Origin of the sequence: Actinomadura sediminis (assembly GCF_042675525.1) — a bacterium.
GTDB lineage: Bacteria > Actinomycetota > Actinomycetes > Streptosporangiales > Streptosporangiaceae > Spirillospora > Spirillospora sediminis.
In genome coordinates, this window is sequence record NZ_JBHTJA010000123.1 from 1 (window position 1) to 17,659 (window position 17,659).

23 protein-coding genes, 2 tRNA genes and 1 pseudogene are annotated in these 17,659 nt (G+C 72.4%); 13 read left to right on the forward strand and 13 right to left on the reverse strand.

The genetic code is table 11. From position 1 onward, the window contains the following. The 3 genes from ACFQ11_RS32955 to ACFQ11_RS32965 all read right to left on the reverse strand — a co-directional run. Window positions 1-153, reverse strand: a 153-nt coding sequence (locus tag ACFQ11_RS32955; protein ID WP_378305962.1) for a DUF2613 family protein, incomplete at its 3' end; no start/stop codon positions are given. Continuing rightward, the gene (locus ACFQ11_RS32960) at window positions 150-434 is read right to left on the reverse strand and encodes a hypothetical protein (protein ID WP_378305915.1); all 285 of its coding nucleotides are present in this window, start codon (window positions 432-434) and stop codon (window positions 150-152) included. The genes ACFQ11_RS32960 and ACFQ11_RS32955, both read right to left, overlap by 4 nt. Then, on the reverse strand, window positions 431-760 hold the full coding sequence (locus ACFQ11_RS32965) for a hypothetical protein (protein WP_378305917.1): 330 nt from the start codon (window positions 758-760) through the stop codon (window positions 431-433). Before ACFQ11_RS32965 ends, ACFQ11_RS32960 begins: the two co-directional genes overlap by 4 nt. A 338-nt stretch (window positions 761-1,098) precedes the next feature. Here ACFQ11_RS32965 and ACFQ11_RS32970 point away from each other — a divergent pair, with 338 nt between their 5' ends. The 5 genes from ACFQ11_RS32970 (at window position 1,099) to ACFQ11_RS32990 (ending at window position 4,836) form a co-directional block, all read left to right on the forward strand. Continuing rightward, window positions 1,099-1,374, forward strand: coding sequence for a helix-turn-helix domain-containing protein (locus ACFQ11_RS32970; RefSeq protein ID WP_378305919.1), 276 nt, complete (start codon window positions 1,099-1,101; stop codon window positions 1,372-1,374). 27 nt (window positions 1,375-1,401) lie between these two features. Beyond that, entirely contained in the window at window positions 1,402-2,367 is a 966-nt protein-coding gene (locus tag ACFQ11_RS32975; protein ID WP_378305921.1) for a C40 family peptidase, read from the forward strand. 160 nt (window positions 2,368-2,527) lie between these two features. Beyond that, a complete protein-coding gene (locus tag ACFQ11_RS32980) occupies window positions 2,528-2,746 on the forward strand; it encodes a helix-turn-helix domain-containing protein (protein ID WP_378305924.1) in 219 nt (72 codons plus the stop codon). A gap of 290 nt (window positions 2,747-3,036) precedes the next feature. Then, on the forward strand, window positions 3,037-3,195 hold the full coding sequence (locus ACFQ11_RS32985) for a sigma factor-like helix-turn-helix DNA-binding protein (protein ID WP_378305964.1): 159 nt from the start codon (window positions 3,037-3,039) through the stop codon (window positions 3,193-3,195). Window positions 3,196-3,261: 66 nt separating this feature from the next. Continuing rightward, entirely contained in the window at window positions 3,262-4,836 is a 1,575-nt protein-coding gene (locus ACFQ11_RS32990) for a tyrosine-type recombinase/integrase (RefSeq protein WP_378305926.1), read from the forward strand. Window positions 4,837-4,995: 159 nt separating this feature from the next. Here the strand turns inward: ACFQ11_RS32990 and ACFQ11_RS32995 are convergent. Together ACFQ11_RS32995 and ACFQ11_RS33000 are read right to left on the reverse strand one after the other, a co-directional pair. Then, window positions 4,996-5,087, reverse strand: a tRNA-Ser gene (locus tag ACFQ11_RS32995). 143 nt (window positions 5,088-5,230) lie between these two features. Further along, window positions 5,231-5,662, reverse strand: coding sequence for a hypothetical protein (locus ACFQ11_RS33000; protein WP_378305928.1), 432 nt, complete (start codon window positions 5,660-5,662; stop codon window positions 5,231-5,233). A gap of 181 nt (window positions 5,663-5,843) precedes the next feature. On the opposite strand from ACFQ11_RS33000, the gene ACFQ11_RS33005 reads away from it, so the two are divergent. Further along, window positions 5,844-5,916 (forward strand) — tRNA-Arg (locus ACFQ11_RS33005). A gap of 164 nt (window positions 5,917-6,080) precedes the next feature. On the opposite strand, the gene ACFQ11_RS33010 is transcribed toward ACFQ11_RS33005, so the two are convergent. Beyond that, complete coding sequence (locus ACFQ11_RS33010; protein ID WP_378305930.1) at window positions 6,081-6,368, reverse strand: hypothetical protein; 288 nt, start codon at window positions 6,366-6,368, stop codon at window positions 6,081-6,083. Window positions 6,369-6,554: 186 nt separating this feature from the next. Here ACFQ11_RS33010 and ACFQ11_RS33015 point away from each other — a divergent pair, with 186 nt between their 5' ends. Next, window positions 6,555-6,836, forward strand: a complete 282-nt coding sequence (locus ACFQ11_RS33015; RefSeq protein WP_378305932.1) for a hypothetical protein — start codon at window positions 6,555-6,557, stop codon at window positions 6,834-6,836. Window positions 6,837-6,844: 8 nt separating this feature from the next. On the opposite strand, the gene ACFQ11_RS33020 is transcribed toward ACFQ11_RS33015, so the two are convergent. Beyond that, window positions 6,845-7,639 (reverse strand): SAM-dependent methyltransferase, encoded by a 795-nt coding sequence (locus ACFQ11_RS33020; RefSeq protein WP_378305934.1) that lies wholly within the window; start codon window positions 7,637-7,639, stop codon window positions 6,845-6,847. Window positions 7,640-7,731: 92 nt separating this feature from the next. On the opposite strand from ACFQ11_RS33020, the gene ACFQ11_RS33025 reads away from it, so the two are divergent. The 3 genes from ACFQ11_RS33025 (at window position 7,732) to ACFQ11_RS33035 (ending at window position 9,932) form a co-directional block, all read left to right on the forward strand. Beyond that, window positions 7,732-8,373 carry a TetR/AcrR family transcriptional regulator gene (locus ACFQ11_RS33025; protein ID WP_378305937.1) on the forward strand — a complete coding sequence of 214 codons (642 nt, stop codon included), beginning with the start codon at window positions 7,732-7,734 and terminating at the stop codon, window positions 8,371-8,373. Window positions 8,374-8,385: 12 nt separating this feature from the next. Next, the gene (locus ACFQ11_RS33030; RefSeq protein ID WP_378305939.1) at window positions 8,386-8,979 is read left to right on the forward strand and encodes a TetR/AcrR family transcriptional regulator; all 594 of its coding nucleotides are present in this window, start codon (window positions 8,386-8,388) and stop codon (window positions 8,977-8,979) included. Between the two features lie 68 nt (window positions 8,980-9,047). Then, a complete protein-coding gene (locus ACFQ11_RS33035) occupies window positions 9,048-9,932 on the forward strand; it encodes an NmrA family NAD(P)-binding protein (protein ID WP_378305942.1) in 885 nt (294 codons plus the stop codon). Here ACFQ11_RS33035 and ACFQ11_RS33040 read toward each other — a convergent pair whose 3' ends face one another. Then, window positions 9,933-10,934 carry an adenylate/guanylate cyclase domain-containing protein gene (locus tag ACFQ11_RS33040; protein ID WP_378305944.1) on the reverse strand — a complete coding sequence of 334 codons (1,002 nt, stop codon included), beginning with the start codon at window positions 10,932-10,934 and terminating at the stop codon, window positions 9,933-9,935. Between the two features lie 86 nt (window positions 10,935-11,020). Here ACFQ11_RS33040 and ACFQ11_RS33045 point away from each other — a divergent pair, with 86 nt between their 5' ends. Beyond that, window positions 11,021-11,773, forward strand: a complete 753-nt coding sequence (locus tag ACFQ11_RS33045; RefSeq protein ID WP_378305946.1) for a MerR family transcriptional regulator — start codon at window positions 11,021-11,023, stop codon at window positions 11,771-11,773. A gap of 7 nt (window positions 11,774-11,780) precedes the next feature. Here the strand turns inward: ACFQ11_RS33045 and ACFQ11_RS33050 are convergent, their stop codons facing one another. Then, window positions 11,781-12,323 carry a TetR/AcrR family transcriptional regulator gene (locus ACFQ11_RS33050; protein WP_378305948.1) on the reverse strand — a complete coding sequence of 181 codons (543 nt, stop codon included), beginning with the start codon at window positions 12,321-12,323 and terminating at the stop codon, window positions 11,781-11,783. Window positions 12,324-12,413: 90 nt separating this feature from the next. Here ACFQ11_RS33050 and ACFQ11_RS33055 point away from each other — a divergent pair, with 90 nt between their 5' ends. After that, the gene (locus ACFQ11_RS33055; RefSeq protein WP_378305950.1) at window positions 12,414-13,628 is read left to right on the forward strand and encodes an MFS transporter; all 1,215 of its coding nucleotides are present in this window, start codon (window positions 12,414-12,416) and stop codon (window positions 13,626-13,628) included. On the opposite strand, the gene ACFQ11_RS33060 is transcribed toward ACFQ11_RS33055, so the two are convergent. From ACFQ11_RS33060 to ACFQ11_RS33070, 3 genes are all read right to left on the reverse strand, one after another. Beyond that, window positions 13,588-14,622, reverse strand: a complete 1,035-nt coding sequence (locus tag ACFQ11_RS33060) for a CU044_5270 family protein (RefSeq protein WP_378305952.1) — start codon at window positions 14,620-14,622, stop codon at window positions 13,588-13,590. The genes ACFQ11_RS33055 and ACFQ11_RS33060 overlap by 41 nt on opposite strands. Continuing rightward, the gene (locus ACFQ11_RS33065) at window positions 14,615-15,205 is read right to left on the reverse strand and encodes an RNA polymerase sigma factor (protein WP_378305955.1); all 591 of its coding nucleotides are present in this window, start codon (window positions 15,203-15,205) and stop codon (window positions 14,615-14,617) included. The genes ACFQ11_RS33060 and ACFQ11_RS33065 overlap by 8 nt, the downstream gene beginning before the upstream one ends. An 89-nt stretch (window positions 15,206-15,294) precedes the next feature. Continuing rightward, window positions 15,295-15,903 (reverse strand): TetR/AcrR family transcriptional regulator, encoded by a 609-nt coding sequence (locus ACFQ11_RS33070; RefSeq protein ID WP_378305957.1) that lies wholly within the window; start codon window positions 15,901-15,903, stop codon window positions 15,295-15,297. Window positions 15,904-15,981: 78 nt separating this feature from the next. On the opposite strand from ACFQ11_RS33070, the gene ACFQ11_RS33075 reads away from it, so the two are divergent. Further along, a complete protein-coding gene (locus ACFQ11_RS33075) occupies window positions 15,982-16,752 on the forward strand; it encodes an SDR family oxidoreductase (protein ID WP_378305960.1) in 771 nt (256 codons plus the stop codon). Window positions 16,753-16,790: 38 nt separating this feature from the next. Here the strand turns inward: ACFQ11_RS33075 and ACFQ11_RS33080 are convergent. Continuing rightward, a pseudogene (locus ACFQ11_RS33080) lies at window positions 16,791-17,659 on the reverse strand (RNA polymerase sigma factor); the annotation flags it as partial.

Sequence of the window (17,659 nt, forward strand, 5' to 3'; positions counted from 1 at the left end):
CACCAGCACGGCCTGCGGCTCGGGGCGAGCAACACGCTGCGCGACAGGCGTAGCTGACTCGTCCGTGAACTGGACGGCGCCGAGCACCAGCGCGCCGCCGACGACCGCGCCTGCCACGACCGTCAGGCCGCGTTTCGACATCGGCGGCCTCATGTGAAGAACACCGTGACGATCGGCGCCGCCGCGGCGACGAGGCTGAGACCGCCGAGGACCCACGGGACACCGGTCGCCCCGTCGGCGGCGAACGACGACCGGTTCTTACGCCCGATCGCCATCTGCCCACCGCAGATGAACAGCCCGGCCAGCCCGCAGATCATGACGCCCCACTTGCCCCAGGCCAAGAGCTCCTGGATCTTCGCCTCCAGCCCCGGCGGAGGCGCCGGAGGCGGGTCGGGAACCTTCAGCGCCGGCGGCGGATCGGTCGGCGTCGTCACCGGCGCCACCCCCGCCCACCCGCTGCGAGGCGCCGCAGCTCGTCCAGTGCCTGCCGTGCCTTGCCCGGCAGTACGACTGCGGCCGGGTCATCGACCAACCGCAGCGCCCGCACATGCGGGACCCGCACCACGCCGCCGACCTGCCACTCCAGCAGCGCGAACCGCGCCGTCGCGTCCCGTGGTTCCGGGCCGCCGTCGCTGGTGATCGCCAGCGCCGCCACACCCTGCTCCCACCGGCGCAACATGGCGATCGCCGCCGTCGCGTCCTTCGCGGCGGTCGCGGTGTTGCGGGCGGCCAGCACCACCGGGCGTCCCTTCGCCTGCACCGGACACCGGTCCTCCTCTGGCGTTGTCCGGATGGCGCCCATGTCCCACGCTGCAGGCAGCAGAGCCGCCAGCGTTGAGGTCCCGGCGCCACCGTGCGCGCCAACCACCACCACATCCAGGAGCCCGGCCGGCCGTAGAGGGCCCATCCCGGCATGTCGAAGCCTCAAGGTTGCACACCCCCGACTTGTTGCTTTGAGTTGATGAACGGTCACAGTACGTGGCAGAGTTGTGGAGCGCAAGCAACACCAAAGAATGTCTCCACTCGACAAAAGTGCTTCCGCAGCATCGACCCACCACAATGAGAGGCGACCGTGACCCCAAGCCAGGAGCCTGCGCGATGACCGAGAAGCCCGGCCGCGATCCCGACGTGCTCACCACCGCCGAACTCGCCGCCAAACTCGGCCTGTCGCCCCAGACCGTCCGCCGGATGGCCCACGCCGGGCAGATCCCCGCGCTCAAGACCGGCAAGGACTTCCGCTACTCCTGGGAAGCGGTCCGCGAGGTGCTGCGGCAGCCCCACCACCAACTTGGGGGCACCGCCGATGACAACGACAAGGGCGCCGGACACCGCGCCCGGCAACGCGCCCGCACCGGCGCCGAATCAGCCGACTGACCCGCCCAACACCCACCCGGCGGCCTCATGAAGGCCGTCGCCGCGATCGCCGCCGCGATCACCCTGCCGCTCGGTCTCGTCCTGCTCCTCGCCGGGCAGAACGCCAACGGCAGCTCGTCCCTGGCCGGCGCGCCCACCGCCCTGGCCCGTAGCGACATCCCACCGGCCTACCTGCGGTGGTACATGGACGCCGCGCAAACCTGCCCCGGCTTGGGCTGGAACGTGCTGGCCGCCATCGGCAAGGTCGAAACCGACCACGGCCGCTCCACCCTCCCCGGCGTCCACACCGGCGAGAACCACGCGGGAGCCGGCGGCCCCATGCAGTTCCTCGCCGCCAGCTGGGCCGCCTACGGCACCGACGGCGACCACGACGGCCGCCGAGACCGCTACAACCCCGCCGACGCCATCCACGGCGCCGCCAACTACCTCTGCCACAACCACGCCGGCAAAGGCGGACGCCACCTGCGCCGCGCGATCTGGCACTACAACCACGCCGACTGGTACGTCCGCAAAGTCCTCGACCAAGCCGACCGCTACGCCGACACCACCCCCACCGGCACCGGACACGGCAGCGTCGCCGTCCGCGCCGCCCTCCGATGGCTCGGCACCCCCTACTCCTGGGGAGGCGGCGGCCCCAACGGCCCCACCTACGGCACCGCCCACGGCGCCGGCATCAAAGGCTTCGACTGCTCCGGCCTCGCCCAACACGCCTGGGCCCAAGTCGGCATCCGCCTACCCCGCGTCGCCGCCGCCCAGTACCACGCCGGAACCCACATCCCCCGCCACGCCCTCCAACCCGGCGACCTCGTCTTCTTCGCCACCAACCCGGCCAACCCCGCCACCATCCACCACGTCGGCATCCACCTCGGAGGCGGCCGCATGATCCACGCACCCCAGACCGGCGACGTCGTCCGCATCGCCACCTGGACCGGCAACCCCACCCGCGAACGCCAATACATCGGCGCCACCCGCCCCACTGCCAACTCTCTCTGACCGGAGGCGCACATGCACCGTCCCAGGCACAGGCCCTCGCCACTCTGCGGCTTGCTTCACGCCCTCACCTACGGCGGTGGCCGACAACCCATCGGAGCTCCGTCCCCTTCGCTGAAAACCAGATGCCTTACGTGCTCATCACCAGCAAGGAGCTCTCCTCATGACTCCCATGAAGCTCGATGACCTCGCATCGCTCCCAACGGTCGTCAGCGTCACCACTGCGGCGAGGGCTCTCGGCCTCTCCCGTGGGTTCGCCTACGAACTCGTTCGCCGCAACGAGTTCCCATGCCGGGTCATCCGCATCGGGGGCTGCTACCGCGTCCCGACGGCTGACCTGCTCTCCGTTCTCGGGGCAGAGCGATTCGGTCAGGGCCGCTGAAGGGATGCACTGTCCCGCCTCCTGACCCCGGAGTACTTGGCCGACTCCTGGCGCTCCCAGTGACTGGCCCCTGACGCTGAGGCGCCAGGGGTCAAGCCTGGGCTTGAAACGATCTTTGCAACAGCCTTAACCTTGTGTGAGTGGGCGATGACAGTGTGGAAGGCGATGAGCAGGCCCCAGAACAACCGCGGGAGCGTCTGGCGCGGCTGGTAAAGCTACTGGTCGATGGCCTCGACGAGCTTGAGGGTCTTGGGCCGGTCCCCCGCGCAGGCGCTACAGAGCGTCTCGCCATGCTCGCCCGTGAGGTCATCGGAGGGCTTGCGGCCGTCCGCCGAGAGGCGTTCCGCGAAGCCCGCGCCGACGGCCTCACGCTCACACAGATCGCCGACGAACTCGGTGTGAGTGTCCAAGCAGTGTCCCAGGTGCTGAGAAAGCGCCCTGATGATTAGACCGACCGTCGACTGGCACGGTTCTCGGCTCCTGGCACGGCGATTGGGCCTTTCGAAGGAGGAGCCTTGCGAGGTACGACATTCAAGCGCTGCGGCTGCCGCAACCCGGAGACGGGCAAGAAGTTCGAGCTGGGGGCATGTCCCCAGCTCGCCAAGCGGAATCACGGATACTGGTGGGCTCGTTATGACGCTCCGCCAGGAGCGGACGGCCGCCGAAGACAGCCCTACATCGGCCCCTACAAGACCCGGAAAGCCGCTCAAGCCGCTCTGGTGCAAGCGCTGGCCACGGCCGAACGGCTCGGCCAACCGATCGACCGGGCCCTGAAGGTGGGGACTTACCTGGAGAAGATCTGGCTGCCTGGAAAGCAACGTCTGGCCAGGTCGACCTACGCGGACTACGAGGAGATCGTCCGCCTCTACCTCGTGCCCGGACTCGGACATCTCAAGCTGGTGGAGCTGCGCGACAAGCACGCGCGCGACCTTTACGACGCCATCCTCCAGATCAACAGGCCGCTCCCCGACTCGGAGAAGCCGAGCGACCTGCTTCAGCGGTTGCTGGAAGTCCGAGCGCTCTCGCCACGGAAGACCTTCCCCGGTGAAGCGGCGGCCCGCAAGCAGAAGCAGCCGATCTCGCCCGCGAGGGTGAGGAAGATCCATGCAGTGCTGTCTTCGGCACTGAACTCTGCAGTGAAATCGAAGCGGCTCGGGCACAACCCGATCGAGCACGTGGAGTTGCCGCGGATCAAGGGCAGGCGCGTCAAGCCGTACGTCTGGACCACTGAGCGCGTCGAACGCTGGCGGGAGACCGGCAAAGCACCGGGACCGGTGATGGTCTGGACGCCCGCACAGACAGGCGCGTTCCTCGATTTCGCGTCCGACGAGCGCCTGTACGCCCTCTACCACCTGGTGGCCTTCCGCGGTCTTCGGCGAGCCGAAGTCGCGGGCCTGGCCTGGCAGGACACCGATCTCACAGGGGCGGGGACCATCACGATCAGGGAGACGCTGCCGGACGAGGACGACGAGTACGACGACACCAAATCCGAAGCGGGGGAACGGACGGTCGCGCTGGACGCGACGACCATCTCGGTACTGCTCGCGTGGCGCGAACGGCAGGAACAGGAACGGCGCACCGCCGGGGCCGACCTCTGGGTCGACTCAGGCCGAGTGTTCACCCGGGAAGACGGCAGTCCGCTCCGCCCGCAGTGGATCTCAACGCGGTTCGACGACCTGGTACAGAAATACGGGCGGGTTCGCCGGAGGCATGCGGAGGAGGGCTGGACGCCCGACCGGATTGCCCGGCGGCACCGTGTCAGCGAAAGCGCGGCGCGAGGGGCTATCAAGGGAGTCCCGCTGCCCCCGATCCGTTTCCACGACCTGCGACACGGCGCCGCAACGCTGGCGCTCCTCGGCAAGGTCGATATGAAGGTGATCAGCGAGACGTTGGGACACTCGCGCCATTCGTTCACCGCCGACACCTATACGTCCGTCCTGCCGGAGGTGTCGAGAGCCGCCGCTGAAGCAGTCGCGGCTGTCGTTCCTCGGAGACCAGGAGGTGAGGCGGACGAGCCGGCGCCCGTCGCCGCACCGAACGTGATCTCGTTCGCGGAGCGACGCAAGAGGCGCACCGAACACGCAGGGTAGTGTTTCTCAAGATCCGCTTCGGGGCTCCGGCGTGGGCACGACGGCACCGCCGCGACATCTCGTGCTATCCACGTGCTATCCAGTGCCCCTAAAACGGACATCTGGAACGCGACAGGGGCTTCGCCGAAGATGTTGCTTTCGGCGAAGCCCCTGGTCAGGTGGCGGAGGATCGGGGATTTGAACCCCGGATGGGCGTGAACCCAAACCGCATTAGCAGTGCGGCGCCATAGACCGGACTAGGCGAATCCTCCAGTGGCCCTCGGGCACAGGACAGGCTACCGGTTCGGCGTGCCGACCGGCAAAGCCTGAGCCGGGGTCACTGAAAGCATAGCCCGGAACCTCCGCGCACGGGGACGATCCGCTCCCGGGGCCGCGGGAGCGGCGGTCGTCATCGTCAGCCGCCCAGGCGGAAGCCCGAGTATCCGCAGGCCTCGCCGAGCTCCTGGCCGTGCTGCTGCATCTGGCTGATGTTCGGCGTGCCGCCCGAGAGGTCGCCCGAGGACAGCTTCTTGAGGCTCTCGGCGACCGTCTCCAGGTCCGTGGCGAACGCGGAGGCGGCGGTCTGGACGTCCCCGCCCGCGTTCTCGCCCTCGCTACGGATCTTGGACGCGGCGTCCATCCACTCGTTGGCGGTCTGCTCCGTACCGCTCCCGGTGAAGGAGGGGGTGCTGGACGCGATCCCGCGCAGCTCCGTCTCGATGTTCTGGCACGCCTCGTCCTTGGCACCGCCGCCGGCGATCGAGTTCAGGGGCCCGCAGGCGGTGGAGGCGAACAGGGCACCACCGACGGCGAGAACGCCGACCAGCTTGGTGGCAGACATGCGCATGTTTACTCCTTCTAGGGGGTTTGAGCTTCGGACGAGCGTAGACCCGGCAGGTCGCTTCCGTCGCGATTACAGGTTCGGCGCCTGACGGCCACGAACGGTTCCGTGACCCGCGTCACGTTGGGCGCCCCGCGGAACCGATTCGCGGACCACCCCGGGAACCCGGTACAGTAATCAGCGGCAGGCACCCGTAGCTCAATGGATAGAGCATCTGACTACGGATCAGAAGGTTTGGGGTTCGAATCCCTACGGGTGCGCAGCAGGTGAGAGGCCCCTTCCGGTTGCGGGAGGGGCCTCTTGCGTTGGCTATGGGAGTCACGGGACTTGAGGGTCCTGCTCGTCGTCCGGCTTGCGCGCTTTTGGGGCGCGGGCTCTCGCCGGTTCCCGGGCGTGTTGCCGCCGGTTGGGGGACGTCGGCAGGTCAGTCTTCTGGCTCTGCGAGGCCCACGGTGTGCGCGAACTTCTCGAGGTACTCGCGGTACTCCGGGGCTGTTGAGCTTGCGGCCATGGTCGCCAGTTCCTCGACCAGGCGGAGCTTGTCGGCGGCGGGTAGTTGGTGCATGGCGTGGCCGATCTGCTCCAGTTGCTTGACCGCCATGTCGTCGTCCACGACCGACTCATCGCAGGTGTCGAAGAACCATGTGAACGTGACGACCATGTCCAGGAGTCGCCTGACCAGGTCGGGAGAGTCGTTGGGCTGACTGGTCATGGGGCTCCGTCCAGGTGTGGCCTATAGCGGTCGATGGGGTTCTCGGGGGTGGGTTCCGTGGTCGCGTTGGGGCATGCGCGTTGTGTGGCTCGGGCTCGTTGTGGGGGTGCTGGTCGGGTGTGCGGCCGAGGGGGACGTTCGTCCGCCGGTCGCGTCGGCGGAGCCTTCGCACCGCCGGGGACGAGCGTGCCGGCGGACGGCGGGTTCCGGGGGTGCCTGGAGCGGCGGGGGATCCGGCTGCCCGAGGACGAGCGCGAGCCCGGGAACGAGGAGCGCATGCGGACGGCCGTCGAGGCGTGCGCGTCGCGGCTCGTGGCGGGTGAGGCGGTGCGGATCCCGGTGGTGGAGGGCAGCGCGTTCCAGGCGTGCCTCGCGAGCCGTGGGGTGACGCTGCCGCCCGTCGGGGAGTGGTTGCGGATCCTTCCGGGGGACGATCCGGTCATGGATGCGGCGCTCGCGAGTTGTTGACCTGGGCGTCAGGGTTTGCGGGCCATGCCCGCCATGCCGAGTTGTTCGCCGGGTGCGAGGTTCTCGGGGTCGATGGGCGTGTCCGGGCGCCACAGGGCTGTGTAGGTGACGCCCGGTTCGACGAGTTCGAAGTCGCCGAAGTGGTGTTCGATCTCGGCGGGGGTGCGGGCCCAGCCCTCTTCGAGGTTCTCGCGGGTGATGCGGGCGAGTTCCCGCTGCTGCGGGAGGCCGGTGTCGACGAGGGACGTGATGAACAGGTGGCTGCCGGGGGCGAGGACGTCGCGGTAGGCGGCGACGACGCCGTCGGCCACGTCGGGGGACAGGTAGTGCAGCATCCCGACGAGCATGACGACGGCGGGGCGGGAGAAGTCGAGGAAGCCGTCCACCGCGGGGGCGGCGAGGACGGCGGCGGGGTCGCGGACGTCCCCGACCGTGACGCGCGTGCCGCCGTTCTCGGCGAGGAGCGCGCGGCCGTGCACGGACACGAGGGGGTCGATGTCGACGTAGACGACGCGGGCGTCCGGGTTCTCGCGCTGCGCGACCTGGTGGGTGTTCTCCATGGTGGGGAGGCCGCTGCCGAGGTCGAGGAACTGGTCCATGCCGGTCTCGCGGGCGAGGTACCGGACGCCGCGCACGAGCACCCTGCGGTTCTCGACGGCGGACTCCCGCAGCCCGGGGATGTGCTGGATGGCGTGGTCGGCGAGGGCCCGGTCGGCGGCGAAGTCGTCCTTGCCGCCGAGCAGCGCGTCGTACGCGCGGGCGATGGTGGGCTTGCCGGAGTCGAGTTCGGGATGGTCGGTCATATGCCTCGTCCGTCCAGGATTCCTCGATCATCCTAGGCGCGCTCGTCCGTCGGTCGCGGGCGGTTGTTACCGTACGCTGGTATGGTAATCGGGTGCCGAGGACAGCCGACCATGAGGCGCGCAGGCGCCAGATCGGGCTCGCCGTCTGCGAGCTGATCTCCGAACACGGGCTGGACGCCGTCACCGTCGCCCGCACGGCCGCCGCGGCGGGCATTTCGGTCGGGCTCGTGCAGCACTACTTCCGCACCAAGGACGCCATGCTCCTGCACGCGTTCACGCAGGTCAGCGCGCATATCCGGGAGCGGATCGAGCGGCATGTGCGGGACGGCGTCGAGCATCGGCGGCCGATCGCCGACGTCCTGGCGGAGGCGCTGATCGAGCTGGTCCCGCTGGACGAGACGCGCCGCACCGAGTTCCGGGTCGCGCGGGCGTTCGCGGGGCGCGCGCTGGACTCCCCCGAACTGGCCCGCGTGGACGCCGAGACGGCGCGGGCGCTGCGGGAGGACGCGGCGCGGGCCGTCCACAACGGGAAGGAGTGCGGGGAGGTCGAGCCGGAGGCGGACCCGTGGGCGGCGGCGGTGCGGTTGACCGCCGTCACCGAGGGGCTGGCCGTGCAGGTCTACCGCGACCCGGACGTCTCCGCCGAGCTGACCGTGGCGATCGTCCGGGACGAGCTGGCCGCCGTGTTCACCGGGGAGTGCCGTCAATACAAGACGGACCGTATCGTCTCCTGATAGCGTGCGTCCATGACCAGTGACAGGCAGCCGAACCGGGCGCGGCGCAGCGAGAGGTCTCGGCGGGCGATCCTGGACGCCACGCGCGCGCTGATCTCCGAGGTGGGGTACGCGAAGACCTCGATCGAGGCGATCGCCGCGCGCGCGGGCGTCGGCAAGCAGACGATCTACCGGTGGTGGCCGTCCAAAGGTGCGGTGATCTTCGATTCGTTCCTCGCGCTCAGCGAGGGGGCGGGCGGGACGGCGCTGCCCGACACCGGCGACCTCGAGGCCGACCTCAAGACCGTCCTGCGGGCGACCGCCGCCGAGTTCGCCGATCCGGAGTTCGAGGCGCCGATCCGCGCGCTCGGCACCGAGATCATCAACGATCCCGAGCTGGCCGCGCAGTACCGCGAGAAGCTCGCCGGGCCGGTGGACGAGGCGAAGAAGGCGCGGCTGCGCAGCGGGCAGGAGGCGGGGCAGCTCGCGGCGGACGCCGACCTCGACCTGGTCCTGGAGATGCTGTACGCGCCCCTCGCGCAGCGCTGGCTGTACCGGTCCGGGCCCCTCACCCCCGAGTACGCGGACGCGCTCGTGGAAGCGACCCTCCGCGCGTTCCGCCCCTGAAAGAGGCCCGATCCCGACCTCCTTCGTTCGTACGGTGGGCCGCGAACCGAACCGAAGGAGGAGTCTCCATGACCATCGCGGTCACCACCCCGACCGGGCAGGTCGGGTCGCGTGTCGTCCGGCTGCTGCTGCAGGCGGGGGTCCGGCCCCGGGTGCTCGTCCGCGACCCCGCGCGCCTGGACGACGCGACACGCGAACGCGTCGACGTCCGGCAGGGCGACCTGACCGACGCCGCGTACGTCCGGAAGGCGACCGCCGGGGCCCGCACGGTGTTCTGGGTGGACCCGACGCCGCACACGTCCGAGGATCCGATCGAGACGTCCGCGCGGACGGCGTCCGCGCTGGTGGACGCGGTGCGTGCGGGCGACGTCGCGCGGGTCGTGCTGCTGAGCAGCGTCGGCGCGGAGCGGCGGCACGGCGCCGGGCACGTCGACGGGCTCGCCCGGATCGAGGAGGCGCTCGACGCCATCGGCGCCGACGTCCTGCACCTGCGCTGCGCCTACTTCTTCACCAACCTGATGCAGGACCTGGACGGCCTGGCGCGCGGCGTCCTCACCACGACGTTCGAGCCCGACGCGCCCATGCCGTGGGTGGATCCGCGCGACATCGGCGACGTGGTGGCCGCGCGGCTGCTGAACGAGGAGTGGCGGGGCCGCACGGTGCAGGCCGTCCACGGGCCCGAGGACCTCTCGTTCACGCGGGTCGCCGAGGTGCTGACCGGCGCGCTCGGCCATCGCGTGCGGGTCGAGGCCGTGCGGGACGACGACGTCCGTGCGGCGCTGCGGGCGGCGGGCCTGCACCCGACGGCCGTCGAGGGGATCGTCGGGATGGCCGCCGGCACCCGCGACCTCGTCCCCGAGCAGCCCCGCGACGTGATCACCACGACGCCGACGACCCTCGCCGCGTGGGCGTACTCGACCCTGCGCCCGCTGGTCGCGGCGGCGTCCGGCTGATCAGCCGTTGCGGGGACGGCGCAGGAGGCGGGGGCGGACGCGGCCGAGGCCCTGCAGGGGGCGGGGACGCAGCGCGGACACGTCGAACCGGGACCCGTCGAGGGCCTCGGCGAGCCCGCCGTCGACGAGCACCGTGCCCGGGTAGGCGGTGGCGGTGAGGCGTGCGGCGAGGTTGACGGGGGTGCCGAACACGTCGCCGAGCCGCTGGACGACCTCCCCGTACGCCATGCCGACCCGGACGTCCGGGAAGCCGGGCTCGGCCGCGAACCGTTCGGCGAGCCGCAGCCCGGCCTCGGCGGCCGCGGCCGGTTCGGCGACGACGAACAGGACCTCGTCGCCGAGCGTCTTCACGATCCGGCCGCCCGCCTCCGCGACCACCTCGGTGGCCCCGGACTCGAACCGTTCGACGAACGCCGCCAGCTCGTCGGCGTTCAGGCGGCGGCTCAGCCGGGTGAACGACACGACGTCGGCGAACCCGACGGCGAGGCGCGCGAGGCCGGCCGCGGGGTCGGTGCGGGCGGCGGCGGTGCCCGCGGCGGCGCGCAGCCCCGCGGCGGCGAGCTGCCGCCGCCAGCCGTGCAGGAGCAGCCGCTCGAACGCGGGCCGCAGCTCCTCGGTCGAGCCGAGGGCCGTCACGACGAGGTCGGTGGTCATCGGTTCGTCCGGGGGCAGGAGCGCGCTCAGCCGCAGCAGCCACACGTCGCCGAGCCAGCTCGCGAGCCGTCCCATCGTCTGCCCGACGGCCCGGACGAGCTGGAGCACCATCTCCTCGTCGACGAGGTCGCCGTCGAGGAGGTCGCGGATCTCGCGGAGCGCCCGCACGTCCCCGTCGGTGAAGGCGACCTCGTCGTCCTTCGGAGTGGGGAAGCCGAGGGCCTGCCAGATCCGCACCGCGAGGTCGCCGGACAGGCCCGCGGCGTCCTCGACCTCCCGGCGGGTCAGGTGCAGCGGACCGCCGAGGAGCGTCTCCTCGATGTCGTACGGCACGCGGGGTTCCGCCATCGGCGCCACCTTGTCATCGTTCGATGTCACAGATACTGGCGGAGTAAGATCACGCCGGTCAAGGCGGACGACACCGGCGGGTGGGGATGGCCGAGTACCGAATCGACGAGCTGGCGCGGATCGGCGGGAGCACCGTCCGCAACATCCGGGCCTACCAGGACCGGGGCCTGCTGCCGCCGCCGCGTCTGCAAGGCCGGGTCGGCCTGTACGACGACAACCATCTCGCCCGGCTCCGGCTGATCGGGAAGCTGCTCGCCCGCGGCTACACCCTGGCGATCATCAAGGAGCTGCTGACCGCCTGGCAGACCGGCAAGGACGTCGGCGAGGTCCTGGGGCTGGAGAAGGTGCTCACCGACCCGTGGTCGGACGAGATCCCCGGCACCGCGACCGACGCCGAGCTCGTCGAGATGTTCGGCACCGGGCTGGACGAGGAGGAGGTCGGGCGGTTCCGGCAGCGGACGATCGAGCTCGGCCTCATCGAACCGGAGGGCGACGGCTACCGCGTGCCGAGCCCGCGGCTGCTGCACGTCGGCGCCGAACTCGTCGCGGCGGGCATCCCGCTGGACGCCGTCCTCGACATCGCCGCGCAGATCCGGGACGACTGCGAGGTCATCGCGGGCCGGTTCGTCGGGCTCGTCGAGGAGCACGTGTTCGACCGGCTCGCCCGGCCCGGGCCGGGCGGCGAGGACGTCGCCGAGGTCGCGGCGGTCGTGCGGCGGATGCGCCCGCTGGTGAAGATGGTCGTCGACCCGTTCATCGCGCGGGCGATGGAGGCGCGCGTCCAGGAGGCCCTCGGCGACCGCCTGGAGACCGTCCGCAACCAGCCGACCCAGAGCTGACCGGACCTCATTCGCCGAGCAGGCGGGCCGCGATCCGGCCGGCCCGGACGGCCGGCGCGGGGCCGCGCTCGCGCAGCGCGGTGACGATCGCCCCGTCGATGAGGATCATGAACTGCTCGGCGAGGGCGGCCGGGTCGGGGTGGCCCGCCGCGCGCAGCAGGCCCGCCACGTAGGCGGCGACGTCCCGCTTGTGCTCGGCGGCGACGCGGTGCGCCGCGGCGCCGGGGTCCGCGGTCTCGACCATCGCGTTGATGGCCGCGCAGCCGCGGAAGTCGTCCGCGGCGAGCCGCTCGGCCAGCGCGTCGAAGATCGCCAGCGGCCCGCCACCGCGGTCCTCGACGGCCGTGCGCAGCCACGCGCGCCATTCCTCTCCCTGGGCGCGCAGGACCGCGACGACGAGTTCGTCCTTGCCCGCGAAGTGCCGGTAGAAGGACGCGCGGCCCACTCCGGAGACGGCCAGCAGCCGCTCCACTCCGACGGCGCGGACTCCTTCCGCGTAGAACAACTCGCCCGCCGTCTCGACGAGTCGTTCCCGGGCCCGTGTCGGCATGCCCGTGACGATAGCGCACATTGACGCCATACGGAACCGATCAGTACCGTCCTTCATTCGGAACCGATCAGTACCGTTTTGGAGGTCACCGTGTCCCAGCGAGCCGCACCCCCGGAGGACCGGACGGGCGAGGTCCCCCGGACGAACCGGTGGGGGGTCGCCGCACTCGGGTTCGGCGTCTTCGCCGCCGGCACCGGCGAGTTCGTCCTCCCCGGGCTGCTGGCGCCCATCGGCGCGACACTGGACGTCCCGGTGACCGCCGCAGGGCAGATCGTCACGGTCTTCGCCGTGTCGGCCGCCGTCGCCGCCCCCGTGCTCGGCACGCTCACCGGCGGATGGCCGCGCCGCAGGGTGCTGGCGGCGGGCGCACTGCTCTGCGCCCTCGGCGGCGCGGCCACCGCGGTCGCGCCGTCCTTCCCGGCCGTCCTGGCCGCCCAGGTCGTCGCCGCGGCCGGCCTCGGGCTGTTCGTGCCCGCCGCGTCCGTCACCGCCGCCGCGATCGTCCCGCCCGAGCGGCGGGGCCGGGCGATCGGAGCGACGGTGACCGGCTTCACCGCGGCCACCGCGCTCGGCGCGCCGTTCGGCACCGCCCTCGGCGGGACGCTCGGCTGGCGGGCCGCGATGTGGTTCGTCACCGCGCTCACCGTGCTCGGCCTCGCCGGCGTGCTCGCGCTGCTGCCCCGGGACGCGCGGACGCCCGCCGCCCCCGCGCTCCGGGAACGGCTGCGCCCGCTCGGCGACCGGCGCGTCCTCGCGCTGCTGGCGACCACGGTGCTCGCGTTCACCGCGATCTACCTGCCCTACACCTACATCTCGGCGATCTTCGAGCCCGCGACCGGCGGCTCGGGGACCCGGCTCGCCGTCCTGCTGAGCACGCTCGGCCTCGCGGGTCTCGCGGGCAACCTCGCCGCCGGCGCGCTGGCCGACCGGTTCGGCGGGCGGACGATCGTCGCCGGGGCGCTCGCGCTCCTCGCCGCCGTGCTGTGCGCCGTCCCGGCGATCAGGGGAACGTTCGCCGCGGCCGTCGTGACGGTCGCCGCGTACGGTCTCGTCGCGTTCGCCGTCACGACGCCGCAGCAGCACCGCATCATCACGCTGGACCCCGCCGCGGCGCCCGTCTTGGTCCCGCTGAACCAGGCCGCCCTCTACCTCGCGATCTCGCTGTCCGGCGCGGTCGGCGCGGCGGGGGTCGCGTGGGCCGGCGCGGACCGCGTCGCCCTCGTCGCCGCCGCCGTCGCGCTCGCCGCGCTCGCGGTGTCCGAGGTCATCGCACCGGGGGCGGTGCGTCGGCGACCCGCACGTTGAGCTGGGCGGTGGCGGTCAGGACGGTGCCGACCGGGGCCTGCGCGAGCGACGCGTCCGTGACGACGCCGCGTTCGCCCAGGTAGCGGTAGGTGTCGGGGTCGAAGATGTACTCGGTGCGGACGCCGGTGCCCGGCACGTCCAGCGCGACCGCGACGCCCGTCCGGCCGGCGGCGTCCACGGCCGTCCCGACCGTCGTGACGCCGGGGATCGCGGCGGCGGCGCGGAACAGGGCGGCCCGCTGCGCGGCGGGCATGTACGCCTCGGTGAGCATCCCGCCGAGGTTCTGCCATGCCTGCGCGTCGGCCCGCGGGCCCGTCCCCAGGTGCGCGTACAGGTGCGCGTACATGCCCTCCGCCGTGGCGGGGAGCTCGCGGAGGTACGCGTAGTCGGTGCGCAGCCACTCGGCGACATCGTCGAAGTCGGCGGCCTTCTCGGTGCCGGTCTCACCGACGCCCTGAAGGGCGACCTTCGGGACGGGCCGACCGGGCCACTGCTTCGGCGGCAGGACCGTGGTCCGCAGGACGGCCCGCGTCGCGTCGCCCTCGACGGGCCGCCACATGGTGCGCTTCTCCCGGTGCAGGTAGCGGGCGTGGCCGTCGGCGTCGTTCACCTCGGCCGTGTTCATCATCTGCGACTCGAAGACGAGGAACTGCCCGGGCTTCGGGTGCAGTTCGGGGGTCGCGCCCGCCCGGTCCGCCGCCTGCTGGAGGACCCGGACGTGCGCGACCGGCATCGTCCGGACGATCGCCCCCGGCGCGCCGGGGGCGGGGTCGTCCACGGCGACGGCCACGGCCGCGACGGCGACCGCCGCACCGGCGGCGAGGGCTCCGGCGAGGGCCGTCCGGCCGCGGGGCCGGAACCGGCGGCGGGTTCCCCCGGCGGCCGGATCCGGCGCCCCGGCGATGGCCGCCCGGAGCCGCGCCTCCTCGGCGTCCAGCCCGGGCGATCGGGGCACCTCGGACCGGAATTCCCGGAGTCGGTCGATCTCAGTCATGGACGGGCTCCTGGTGCACGATCGTGTGGCGGGGGGATTCGTCGAGTTCGCCGAGGTCGGCGCGCAGCCTGCGCCGCGCCCGGTTGATGCGGGAACGGACCGTCCCGAGCCGCACGCCCAGGGCCTCGGCCACCTGGACGTACGACAGGCCGCCCCACGCGAACAGCAGCAGCGCGTCGCGCTGTCCCTTCGGCATGGCGGCGAGCGCGGCGGCGATCCGCGGGCCGCCGGCCTGGGCGGTGACGCGCTCGTCGCTGCGGTCGGCGAACGGCTCGGTGACGGGGTCGGCGCCGGTGCGGCGCAGCGCCCGCAGCTGCCGTACCTCCGTGCGGACGTGGCGTCCCATCAGGTTCGTCGCGATGCCGAACAGCCAGGGGCGCGCGTCGGGACGGTCGAGGTCGTAGCGGTGCCGCTGGCGGAACGCGGCGAGGAACGTCTCGGCGACGACGTCCTCGGCGGCGCCGGCGCCGAGACGGCGGGTCACGTAGCGCTTCAGACCGGGCGCGTGCCGGCGGAAGATCTCGGCGAACGCTTCGGGATCGTCCCGGGAACGCCCGATATGGGAGGCATCATCGCCGTCCATGCTCATGGGGGACCTCTCGGTTCTGCGGTCGGACACCCGTACTTGCCGACCCGGACCCGGCGGGTTCCCCAGGACTTCGCGGCCGGTCCCTACGCGGGCCAGGCGGCCATGGCGCGGTCGGCGATGCGGGCGAGCTCGGCCTCGGTCGCGCCGTCGCGGGCCTGCTGCGACATGCCCTGGACGATCGCGGCGAAGTAGTCCGCGAGCCCGTCGGTGTCGGCGTCGGCGGGCAGCTCGCCCGCGTCGCGGGCCGCGCGGAGGCGGTCGCGGAACCTCGCCTTGTTGGCCTCGCGCATCCCGCGCAGGAACGCGGCGATCTCCTCGTCGCCGGCGGTCACGTTGGTGGCGGCGCTGATGACGAGGCAGCCGGGCGGGTGCGCGGTGCCGGACTGGTGGACGGCGGCGTCCCGCAGCATCCGGGCGAACGCCGCGCGGGCGGTGGGCTCCTCCCGCAGCGCCGCCGCCATGTACGTCCCCGCCGGCGTCCGCCCGTAGGCGTCGACGACCTCCTTGAACAGGGACTTCTTGTCGCCGAACGCCGCGTACAGGCTGGCCGGGCGGATGCCCATCGCGGCGGTGAGGTCGCTGACCGAGGTGGCCTCGTAGCCGCGTTCCCAGAACAGCGTCAGCGCGCGCCCCAGCGCCTCGTCGCGGTCGAAGCCGCGCGGCCGCCCGCGGACCGTCCGTCGCTCTGCCATGCCCCCATTGTAGAGCGCTCGCTCAAGAAACGTGCTACGGTCTTTTCTTGAGCGATCGATCAAAAAAGGAGGCGGCTCATGGGCACGGCACTGGACGGCAAGGTCGCGCTGGTCACCGGCGGCGGACGCGGCATCGGACGGGCGATCGCCGAGCGGTTCGCGCGGGACGGCGCCGTCGTCGCGCTCACCTACGCGCGGAACGCCGCCGCGGCGGGCGGCCTGGTGGAGCGGATCCGGACGGACGGCGGGCGCGCGTTCGCGATCCAGGCCGAACTGGGCGAGCACGGCGACGCCCACCGGCTCTGGGCCGCCTTCGACAAGGAGATCGAGCAGTACGTCCCCGGCGGCGGCGTCGACGTCATCGTCAACAACGCGGGCGAAACCCTCTACGAGGGGTTGGAGACGATGACCGAGGAGGCGTTCGACCGGGTCTACGCGGTCAACGTTCGCGCACCGTTCTTCATCGTCCAGCAGGCGCTGCCCCGGCTCCGCGACGGCGGCCGGATCATCAACATCGGCAGCGGCGCGTCGCGGCTCGCGATGCCCGCGATCATGGGCTACGGCGCCACCAAGGGCGCCCTGGACGTCTTCACCCGCAACCTCGCCGAGCTGCTCGGCCCGCGCGGCATCACCGCGAACACCGTCGCCCCCGGCATCGTCGACACCGACATGAACGCCGACTGGCTGCGCGGGAACGCCGAGGCCGACGCGGAGTGGTCGACGCGGGCGGCGCTCCGCCGGGTGGGGCGTCCGGACGACATCGCCGACGTCGCCGCGTTCCTCGCGTCCGACGACGCGCGCTGGGTGACCGCGCAGGTCGTCGACGCCACCGGCGGCGTCGGCCTGTAGGAGTCGGCCTGTAGGAGTCGGCCTGTAGGACCGGACGGTCAGAGCAGGGTCAGGCCCCATTCGACCTCGACGACGTGGGGGAAGCCCTCGGAGTCGGTGAAGGTGATCTTGCCGTTGCCCGGCAGGCCGATCAGCGCCGTGCGCAGCGTGACGGTCAGGTGCATGGTGCCGTCCTCGGGCATGCCGCCCTGCATCTGCGACAGTTCGAGCTGGCTGGTCGACGCCATCGCGGTCCACTGCACCGGGCCGTCCTCGGCGGCCAGGCTGACGTTCGCGGTCTTGCCGCCGTTCAGCTGCACCTTGCTCGGGTTGACGACGAGAACGCCGCGCTCCTCCGGCGGGTTCGACGGGGGTGGCGACGGCACGCTCGGCGTGGCCGGCGGGCGCGACGACGGAGGCCGCGCGGGCGACGGGCCCTCCGGCCGCGTCTGCGGGTTCATGGGCGGCGGCTGCACGCCGCCGGGCCCGGTCCCGCCGGGCCCGCCCGCCGAACCGGCCGACCGGTCGCCGTCGCCCGCGCCGGGGGACGGGGACGGGCTGGTGATCGACGGCTGCGGCTCGGTGCCGAACGGCGGCCACGAGAGCGTGCCGCCGCCGATGCCGGGCCCCATCGCGACCACCGCGACCAGCGCCGCCCCGAGGGCGCCCGCCATCCCGCCGACGGTGAACAGCCAGCGGCGGGTGAACGGGGACGGGACGTCCGGCTGGACCGGCAGGCCGTCGGGGGTGAGGGCGCCGCCGCGCGCGGCGATGTCCGCGCGGTGCGCCGCGAGCTCCGGGTCGGTGGCGGTGTGCATGACGCGGTGCCGCAGCGCGGCGGGGAGCACCGGGGCGGGCGCGGCGGCGAGCAGCACCGCGGTGCGCAGCGCGGCGCGGCGGCGCCAGTCCGGGCACCCGGCGGCGTGCG